This window comes from Veillonella sp. (assembly GCF_019414865.1).
Taxonomy (GTDB): Bacteria; Bacillota; Negativicutes; order Veillonellales; family Veillonellaceae; genus Veillonella.
Window position 1 is genome coordinate 1 of sequence record NZ_DXLG01000156.1, and the last position, 3,217, is coordinate 3,217.

At 37.8% G+C, this 3,217-nt stretch carries 5 protein-coding genes and 1 pseudogene; all 6 read left to right on the plus strand.

Annotation, left to right across the window (positions count from 1 at the left end; genetic code table 11):
• The first annotated feature begins 69 nt into the window (after positions 1–69).
• Positions 70–750, plus strand: coding sequence for a translation elongation factor Ts (gene tsf / locus QZ334_RS07655; RefSeq protein ID WP_105089146.1), 681 nt, complete (start codon positions 70–72; stop codon positions 748–750).
• A gap of 62 nt (positions 751–812) precedes the next feature.
• Complete coding sequence (pyrH, locus tag QZ334_RS07660; RefSeq protein WP_024066541.1) at positions 813–1,538, plus strand: UMP kinase; 726 nt, start codon at positions 813–815, stop codon at positions 1,536–1,538.
• Positions 1,539–1,543: 5 nt separating this feature from the next.
• Entirely contained in the window at positions 1,544–2,104 is a 561-nt protein-coding gene (gene frr / locus QZ334_RS07665) for a ribosome recycling factor (protein WP_005386731.1), read from the plus strand.
• 26 nt (positions 2,105–2,130) lie between these two features.
• A complete protein-coding gene (locus tag QZ334_RS07670) occupies positions 2,131–2,355 on the plus strand; it encodes a hypothetical protein (RefSeq protein WP_295233357.1) in 225 nt (74 codons plus the stop codon).
• Positions 2,336–3,100, plus strand: a complete 765-nt coding sequence (locus tag QZ334_RS07675; protein ID WP_005386729.1) for an isoprenyl transferase — start codon at positions 2,336–2,338, stop codon at positions 3,098–3,100. Before QZ334_RS07670 ends, QZ334_RS07675 begins: the two co-directional genes overlap by 20 nt.
• 3 nt (positions 3,101–3,103) lie before the next feature.
• Positions 3,104–3,217, plus strand: a pseudogene (locus tag QZ334_RS08355) (phosphatidate cytidylyltransferase); the annotation flags it as partial.

Genomic DNA, 3,217 nt, shown 5'->3' on the forward strand with positions numbered 1-3,217 from the left:
ATCTATAACATATATAATTAGGGTAAGGACTATATCCTTACCTTAATTAGTACTAGGAGGAACAAAATAATGGCAATTACTGCTGCTTTGGTAAAAGAATTGCGCGACATGACTGGCGCAGGTATGATGGACGCTAAAAAAGCATTGGTTGAAACTGACGGTAATATCGAAAAAGCGGTTGACCTTCTTCGTGAAAAAGGTTTGGCTGCTGCAGCTAAAAAAGCTGGTCGTATCGCAGCTGAAGGTGTAGTACAATCTTACATCCACGCTGGTGGCCGTATCGGTGTATTGGTAGAAGTTAACTGCGAAACTGACTTCGTTGCTAAAACTGATGATTTCCAAAACTTGGCACGCGATATCGCTATGCAAATCGCAGCTGTAAACCCTACATACTTGAACCGTGAAGAAGTTCCTGCTGAAGTAATCGAACACGAAAAACAAGTATTGTTGGAACAAGCTAAAGTAGAAGCTGAAGAAGACGTTAAAGCTGGCCGTAAACCAAAACCTGAAGCTGTTTTGGAAAAAATGGTTGCTGGTCGTATTGAAAAATTCTATAAAGAAAACTGCCTATTAGAACAAGTATTCATTAAAGATGGCGACAAAACTGTTACAGACATCATTAATGAAAATATTGCAAAAATCGGTGAAAACATCAACGTACGTCGTTTTGTTCGCTACGGTTTGGGCGAAGGCATTGAAAAACGCCAAGATGACTTCGTAGCTGAAGTAATGGCATCTGTTGGTAAATAATTAAGAAATAATAAGAGAACACCGTACAGTGTTCTCTTATTTTGCAATAGAGGAGTAAACACATGGCAAAGAGAAACTTTAGACGTATTGTTTTGAAGTTGAGTGGTGAAGCATTAGCGGGTGAACAAGGTTTTGGTATTAACCCTGATGTTGTTGAAGAATTTGCAAAAGAAATTGCTGCTTTAGCAAAATCCACTGATTTAGAAATCGCAATTGTTGTTGGTGGCGGTAACTTGTGGAGAGGGTTAGCTGGTAGTAACCAAGGTATGGATCGTGCTACAGCTGACTATATGGGTATGCTAGCAACAGTAATGAACTCCTTAGCATTGCAAGATGCATTAGAACAAGCAGGCGTAGACACTCGTGTTCAAACTGCTATCGAAATGCAAGAAATTGCAGAACCTTATATTCGTCGTCGTGCAATTCGTCACTTAGAGAAAAAACGTATCGTTATCTTCGGTGCAGGTCTTGGTAAACCATACTTCTCTACAGACACAACAGCTGCATTGCGCGCTGCTGAAATTGAAGCAGATGCAATTTTGATGGCGAAGAAGTTTGCTGACGGTGTATATGATTCTGATCCTAAAACGAATCCTAATGCCGTTAAATTTGATGAATTAACATATAATGATATCATCACAAAAGAATTAAAGGTTATGGATGCAACATCCACAACTTTATGTAAAGATAATAATATCCCTATTATTGTATTTAGCATGGACATTCCTGGTAACATTACAAAAGCCGCTAAAGGTGAAGAGATTGGTACCATAGTTCGAGGAGAATAATTCAAATGGAAATTAAAGAATTGTTGCAACAAGCAGAAGAACGCATGAATAAGTCTATTGAGGCTTTAAAACATGAATTTGCATCTATTCGTACAGGCCGTGCTAGTGTAGCATTGCTTGACAAAGTAATGGTTGACTATTATGGTAGCCCATCTCCAATTAACCAAGTTGCAAATATCTCCGTGCCTGAGCCGCGTATGATTGTTATTGCACCTTGGGATAAAACTATGATTGGTGCTATTGAAAAAGCAATCTTACAATCTGATCTTGGTTTAAATCCAGGTAATGATGGTGCTCAAATCCGATTGACTATTCCTCAATTGACTGAGGAACGTCGTAAAGAAATCGTTAAAGTTGTTCATAAAAAAGCTGAAGATGCTAAAGTTGCAGTACGAAATATTCGTCGTGATGTAAATGATGCATTGAAAAAAGAAGAGAAAGCTAAAACAATTACTGAAGATGATGCTAAAGACGGTTTAGATCAAATTCAAAAACTTACAGATGCTAAAATTAAGCAGATTGATGAGTTAAAAGCAGTAAAAGAAAAGGACGTATTAGAAGTATAATGTTAGATTCTAATAGCCTTATTGGAATGCCATGGCAGCTTGCAAAGTCTCGTTTGCAGGCTGCCCATATTCCTTTTAAGGTAATGATTGGGGGATCCTTTAATCGCTTTTTTGATATTGCTGATAAAGGATTTTATGTAGCACGTATTACCAAGGTTGATGAGTGTTTACATATACTAGTGTATAGACCAATGATTGCCAGCGACTTCGGAAGTTCTATCGAGGTAGACTATGCTAAAGAAATTATTTAACCGTAAACCATCTGATACGCCTGTTATTGATAGTAATGTAATACCAAAACATGTTGCTATTATTATGGATGGCAATGGTCGTTGGGCAAAACGAAGAGGCATGCCACGATCAATGGGACACCGCGCAGGAGCCGACGTATTAAAGCAGATTGTTATTGCTGCAGATGAGATTGGAATTAGAGCTCTTACGGTATATGGCTTCTCCACAGAGAACTGGAAGCGTCCTGAACAGGAAGTTTCTTTACTTATGGCTCTCATAAAAGAATACTTAAATAATAATGTTAAGTATATGCATGAACATAATGTGCGTATTCGCTTTATTGGATATATCGGTGCTCTTTCAGATGAGCTTCAAAAGATTATTCACGATGCCGAATTATTAACTCAGAATAATACAGGCCTTACCTTACAGTTAGCAATAAACTATGGGGGGCGTGATGAAATAGTAAGAACTATCCGCGATATTACAAATTCTGTTGTGGATGGAACTATTACTACAGACGAGATTACAGAAGACTATGTTAGTTCCCAACTTTTCACTAAAGAGTTTAGTGATGTAGACTTGTTAATTCGTCCAAGTAGTGATTTTAGAATTAGTAACTTTTTATTGTGGCAGCTAGCTTACGCTGAATTCTGGTTTACTGATTTACATTGGCCAGATTTCACTAAGGAAACATTATTAGAGGCTGTTGCAGCATATCAAAAACGAGAACGCCGGTTTGGTGGCTTACGTGATGAGGAATAAAAAATGTTAAAAACACGTGTTATAACCGCTGTTATAGGTTTTATTATTGCCTTAGGGGCCATTACATTAGGCGGACCTGTATACGATATTCTTATTACATTATTAGCTCTATTGGGT